The 5,174-nt window shown below is 41.8% G+C and carries 5 protein-coding genes and 2 pseudogenes; 1 reads left to right on the forward strand and 6 read right to left on the reverse strand.

Going from position 1 to position 5,174, the window contains the following annotated elements:
• Positions 1 to 140 (reverse strand): annotated as a pseudogene (locus QZ359_RS02855) (MFS transporter); the annotation flags it as partial.
• A gap of 351 nt (positions 141 to 491) precedes the next feature.
• On the opposite strand from QZ359_RS02855, the pseudogene QZ359_RS02860 reads away from it, so the two are divergent.
• A pseudogene (locus tag QZ359_RS02860) lies at positions 492 to 965 on the forward strand (NAD(P)H-dependent oxidoreductase); the annotation flags it as partial.
• A 110-nt stretch (positions 966 to 1,075) separates the two neighbouring features.
• Here QZ359_RS02860 and yaaA read toward each other — a convergent pair.
• The 5 genes from yaaA to QZ359_RS02885 all read right to left on the reverse strand — a co-directional run.
• Complete coding sequence (gene yaaA, locus QZ359_RS02865; protein ID WP_293958078.1) at positions 1,076 to 1,804, reverse strand: peroxide stress protein YaaA; 729 nt, start codon at positions 1,802 to 1,804, stop codon at positions 1,076 to 1,078.
• A 78-nt stretch (positions 1,805 to 1,882) separates the two neighbouring features.
• Positions 1,883 to 2,047, reverse strand: a complete 165-nt coding sequence (locus QZ359_RS02870; protein WP_031227831.1) for a YczI family protein — start codon at positions 2,045 to 2,047, stop codon at positions 1,883 to 1,885.
• 64 nt (positions 2,048 to 2,111) lie between these two features.
• Positions 2,112 to 3,707: a hypothetical protein gene (locus tag QZ359_RS02875; RefSeq protein WP_261024041.1), complete on the reverse strand. Its 1,596-nt coding sequence runs from the start codon at positions 3,705 to 3,707 to the stop codon at positions 2,112 to 2,114.
• An 11-nt stretch (positions 3,708 to 3,718) separates the two neighbouring features.
• Complete coding sequence (locus QZ359_RS02880; RefSeq protein ID WP_000412216.1) at positions 3,719 to 4,129, reverse strand: peptide deformylase; 411 nt, start codon at positions 4,127 to 4,129, stop codon at positions 3,719 to 3,721.
• 115 nt (positions 4,130 to 4,244) lie between these two features.
• The coding region (locus QZ359_RS02885; protein WP_293958084.1) for an HAD-IC family P-type ATPase at positions 4,245 to 5,174 on the reverse strand (930 nt) is incomplete at its 5' end.

Consider the following 5,174-nt stretch of genomic DNA (forward strand, 5'->3'; position numbering starts at 1 on the left):
CTCTCCAGAAGTCCAATCTGCCAAAGAGACATGCCGTTTTGACTGAGAAAGAGAATCCAAAAACTGGTAATCCCTAGAAATGCAAAAAACTCAACTCCGGCCATCAGGCCAATATTTTTCCGATAATTTCTTATTAACATATTTTCTCCTTAACAAGTGTATTCGTATTTCTTTTGTCTGTCACTTGTTAATCTGTGCCTTACATGATCTCCACCCCTTTTAGAAGCATTCTTGAAATGCCATTATTTTCGTTTAATTGTTTATGAAATGATACCGGAAAATAGCTGTTCTGCGGTTTCTATTGCGAGTTTTCTTGTTTATTTTAGCACTTATGTCATCATATTACAAGAGAATGTTAGAATACTCTTCGAAAATCAAATGCATTCCAGTCGCAAGTGATTAGAGTTTCTACAATTTTATAGTTTTCAAATAAACTCTGAGCAAATTTCTTGCAAGTCCTTTTGCTTTGTTGTAATATATTTTATAACAACGAGAAAGCACTTGCTGACAAAGCGGAAGTTAGCTATCTTGATTATTCAACTATTCCTCTCTTCAGCCAAGATTTGGAAGTTCCAACTCATCCAGCTGTAGCGGCTGCTCGTGAAGCGGTTCTCGCTGCGGATGCCATCTGGATCTTCTCGCCAGTCTACAACTTCTCTATCCCTGGAACAGTGAAGAACTTGCTTGACTGGCTATCTCGTGCCCTTGACTTGTCTGATACACGTGGCGCTTCTGCCCTTCAAGACAAGTTTGTCACAGTATCGTCTGTAGCCAATGCAGGTCACGATCAACTCTTCGCTATTTACAAAGACCTCTTGCCATTTATCCGTACACAAGTCGTTGGTGATTTCACGGCTGCACGTGTTAATGACTCTGCCTGGGCAGACGGAAAATTGGTTCTTGAAGAAACAGTCCTAAACTCACTTGAAAAACAAGCTCAAGACTTAGTCAATGCGATCAAGTAACTAACATAATAAAATCGAACAAGACTACTTTTCTGACACTCAGAAGACTAGCTTGTTCGCTTTTTATATTTAAGGTTAGAGTTTTGTCCCCGACTCTTTTCTTCTATCTTCTATACTTCCTTTACAAAAATCAATTCCTGTGGTTGGGACAGGTCTTCTCTGTAAACAAATCCGGCAAAGTTCAAGCGACGAGCTTCCTCCACTGTTTGAACTTGATTTTCAATCAGGGCTGTCAGGAAGGCACCACGCGCTTTCTTGGAAATGGTTGAGTGAATTTTCAGCTGGCCGCCTCTATCCTCCATGAATTTGAAGGTCACCATTTTTTCTCTGATTTCCTTAGAAAATACGGTCTCAAACTCGGATGACAAGAGAGAGAAAATCACTTCTTCCTGCTTCACAGCTTCATCATAGGCTACCTTCCAATGACTCTTTAAAGTCTTACCAGCGACTTTTAACTTCATCAAAAAATCCAAACGGTGAGGAGCCATAGGTGACAAGGCTGGAACGACTCCGTACAAAGCCGAGGTAATGAAGACATGATTTTCAAGATAGGCTTGTTCTGCCTCTGTCAACCTATCTCTCTTGATATGGCGGTACATGAGCCCATCAAAAAGGTTCAAGGCTGGGTAGTATTGAGCAGCTTGCCTTTTCAAAGCTTGGATATTTTGAAATTCTTCCGCCGCCTTCTCAGCTGATACCTTATAAAAACTCTCCAATTGACTAGCAGAATAGAGGGTCATGGCATCCAGCACGGCCTGACTTTCTGGTTTTAAAGGAGCGGCTTCAATACTTGGCAAATCTGTATTCATTTCTTTTGCTGTAGGGATTAAAATTTTCATATTAATAGTGTAGCATATTTTTTATCCACTACCAAGAAATTCATCTGAAAAACCTCGGTTTGACCGAGGTTTCTCTGTTTATTTGGGCCATCCTAACCAGACAGCCACGAGAACAAGGGCTATGCCAGCTAAACTTGTTAAGATAGATAGGAATTTATCTTTTTTCTCCTTGAACTGAGAAAAACCTATCTTCAAAGCGAGCAGTCCGAGTAGCATTGAAGCAAGCATCACATAAAAACCCATTTGTTTGTCCTCCATTAGTATTAATTCATCTTATTATAACATATATTTCTTAAATAAACCTTTTTTACTGCACTTTAAAGGTCTTGAGATAATTGTCTTTTCCTACTTGACCTTCGAAGGTTTTACCATTTTCAAGGTAAGGAAGGTCATCTGATACTGAGGCCTTAACCTTGTATATCTTGCCATCAACTTTAAAGAAGTAGACGGTGTCGCCCTTGATAACAGCTGATTTGAGGTCTGCCACTACACCCTTAATGCTTTCTGTTGTTGCATTGTCAATTTCAAGGTCGTTTTTATTGGCGTACTTGCTGAGAAGTTCTTCTACTGTCGTAGCTACGATGACATTCTGGTACTCGACTGCGTCTACCAAAGCATACTCTTTGACCAAGCCAGCATTGTCCTTCAAGCCCATGATGTAGAGAGGCTTGTCATTAAGGTTGATGAGGATTGGGAAGGTTGCCTTGTAGGATTTCTCCTGAACAGCACCTTCGGCTGATTCACGGGCTGATTCTTCGGTCGCAGAAGCCAAGCTGTACTTAGTGATTTCTCCTGTTCGCATATTTTCTAAGATGAAACCAAGATTACTTTCATCTGCATTGGCCGATGTCACACCTGTGTAGAGGTAGATGTCATTGCCGATAGACAAGTAATTATAGCCCTTGGTAGTCTGGGTCACGTTTTTCTTGGAAATCATGGCATTCCAGAAACCGTCCTTGTACTTGCCGTTGTAGTTGATTTGCTCAATAGTTTCCTCAGCTGGATAGACCCTGTCCACCCATTCTGGAACATCTGCCAAGCTGTATTCCTTGGTTTCTCCATTTGTAGCATCGAGGATAATGACTGAAACAGGACGAGGAACCGCAAGCCCAAATTGCTTTTGGTAAACCGTTGCTACATAGAAAGGATTGCCCTCATCGTCCACCTCAAAAGATGGAGTCTTGAAGATTTTAGTTGGGTACTTCAAGCGTAGGTGACGTTTGACGTCACGGTTAAAATACTCCGAGTCCGAATACTTGATTGGTGTCTTCAAGTCCACCAAGTTGGCATTTCCAGTTACCATATCCACCTTGATATACTCACCGATTCCCTTGGCTTGATTGTTAAACCATTTGATAGGGTCTGCATATTCTAGTGGCGTAACTCGATAAGGTTTCCCATCAATTGTCAATTGGGTATAGGTATCTGCCGCTACGTACTGCGACACCTTATCCGTTAGGGAACCCAAGTAGCGGTCCCCAATTTTTTCAGCAGTACTTCTATCTAAAATAGGAACCTTACTGGTATCACTCTTAGGAAATTCAGTAAAGTCTTTTTCCGTAACCGTAACTACATTGGCATAATTTTTAGCCTGAAAAATGCTAGAAGTCACCAAGGAAACCAAGGCTGCTAAGAGAAGAATCCCTCCAATAGAAGCTAAAAGAACTTTCCCTAACCGATTGATTTTGAAACCCTCAAAATTTAAAGCAGTTTCCGCCTTGCCGTGGCGCACATGAACTGTTTTGACCAGATTGATTCCCTTGCCAAAGCCAAATAAAATTGCCACAAGCAGCAAATGCCCACAGAGGAAAAAGAGAAATTCCCAGCTGGTTAAGTTAAGGGGAGGTAAAAAGATATACCAGGTCGTTGCGATAAAAATAAGTTCAAAGACTATTCGTTTCATTTGCTTTCCTCCTAAATGATTCGTCCTTCCAAGTGATCCAGTTCATGCTGGCAAATCTGAGCTGGGAAGCCTGTCAAGGTAATGGTCTGTTCCTGCCACTTGCTGTCACGATAGGCAACCCTTATAGTTTCATAACGCCTAGTAGGTCTCACACCTGTCAATGACAAACAGCCTTCCTCTGTCTCATAAGATCCTTCAGAGGACAGGAGCACTGGGTTAAACATGACCACAGGAACCAAGCCAAGATTAAAAATAATCACGCGCTTCTGTACCCCAATCATATTGGCTGCTAGACCAACACAAGTCTCACGATTGGCTAAAAGCGTATCCTGTAAATCTCTGGCAAGATACAGATCATCCTGACTTGCCGGCTGAGATACCTGAGATAAAAACAAAATATCCTTCACAATTTTCTTTTCCACTTCCTCACACTCCTCTTACTTTTTACTATATTATAGCAATTATAGCACAAAAGCCGATAACTGCAAGCCCTTTCCCTCAACTGTAACAAAAAGCCATCCGAAGATGACTTTCTATTTAAATCGCATTCTTATCAAAGCCGAGTTTACGTTGGATAAACTTAACGATTTCGACGATGATAATCATTGAGAAGCTTCCGCCCATAACGATTCCCCATTGTGATAAGTCTAGTTTGGTTACGTGGAAGATTCCTTCAAGCGGTTCTACAACGATTGTTGCCATGAGAAGGATGAAGGATACCAAGATGGACCAGTTAAATGTCTTAGACTTGAATGGGCCAACTGTCAAGATGGATTGGTATACAGACTTGACATTGTAGGCATGGAAGAGCTGAATCAAACCAAGTGTTGCAAAGGCCATAGTAAGAGCATCCGCATGAATGGCATGATTGTCACCCACATGAACTGGGTAAGCAATCGCAAGGCCATAAACACTCATGACAATAGCTGCTTGGAGCACACCTTGATAGATGATAGAACTCAAAACACCACCTGAGAAGAAGCTTGCCTTGCGTCCACGTGGTTTATGGTTCATGACACCAGGCTCAGCAGGTTCAACACCAAGAGCGATAGCTGGGAAGGTATCCGTTACCAAGTTGATCCACAAAAGATGAACTGGCTGTAAGACATCCCAACCAAACAAGGTTGATAGGAAGATAGTTAATACTTCAGCAGTATTGGCAGAAAGTAGGTACTGGATCGTCTTTTGAATGTTTGAGAAGACCTTACGTCCTTCTTCAACTGCAACAATGATAGTCGCAAAGTTATCATCTGCAAGAATCATGTCAGAAGCCCCCTTAGAAACCTCTGTACCAGTGATTCCCATACCGATACCGATATCGGCTGTTTTCAGAGCTGGCGCATCATTGACACCGTCACCTGTCATGGCAACGACTTTACCTTGTTTTTGCCAGGCCTTGACGATACGAACCTTGTGTTCTGGAGACACACGGGCATAAACAGAGTATTGACCAACTACTTTTTCAAA

This window comes from Streptococcus sp., assembly GCF_019414905.1.
Taxonomy (GTDB): Bacteria; Bacillota; Bacilli; order Lactobacillales; family Streptococcaceae; genus Streptococcus.

What these genes read in the sequence shown, in the direction of transcription:
- yaaA (WP_293958078.1), bottom strand. Translation starts at nt 1,804, where the DNA reads ATGAAAATTTTAATCCCTACAGCAAAAGAAATGAATACAGATTTGCCA.
- QZ359_RS02870 (WP_031227831.1), bottom strand. Translation starts at nt 2,047, where the DNA reads ATGGGTTTTTATGTGATGCTTGCTTCAATGCTACTCGGACTGCTCGCT.
- QZ359_RS02875 (WP_261024041.1), bottom strand. Translation starts at nt 3,707, where the DNA reads ATGAAACGAATAGTCTTTGAACTTATTTTTATCGCAACGACCTGGTAT.